The organism is Vibrio sp. D173a, assembly GCF_030248475.1.
The window spans coordinates 1-432 of record NZ_JAHGAH010001639.1 but is presented as its reverse complement, the minus strand read 5'-3'; the positions used below and the strand labels follow the sequence as shown (position 1 = coordinate 432).

1 pseudogene is annotated in these 432 nt (G+C 41.4%); it reads left to right on the top strand.

Annotated features, from left to right (window positions below):
• Window positions 1-332: 332 nt before the first annotated feature.
• Window positions 333-432 (top strand): annotated as a pseudogene (locus KIV40_RS35275) (lipoprotein signal peptidase); the annotation flags it as partial.

The following is a 432-nucleotide window of genomic DNA, read 5'->3' as shown; positions in this document are numbered from 1 at the left end:
CGTCATTCTTGGCATTGTAACTGTGTTGACAGCATTTACTCACTCCATCACATAGGACAACTATGCTCAGGAGCTTCGTAAATTTGTCGCCTTGTTACAACACCAATAATTTAGAGCAGTGATCAATTAATTGAACTTTGCTTAGTTTTTATAGCCCCAGTATCTACTGGGGTTATTTTTAGCTGGGATAAAATGCCGAGTGATACTGCTGGTCATTTTTATGCAGTGGCGCGCAACATCAAAGCGGATGGAGGTCCAGCCATCATATTGGTCTTTCATGTGTGCATCTCGCTGTATAGAATAGAGAAGTTCATAGATTTATAGGAATAAGCATGAGTGATTTTTCACTAAAGCAGTCGGGCGTACGTTGGTTATGGCTGGCTTTATTGGTCTTTCTTGCGGACATTGGCATCAAGCTGTTTGTGATGGACA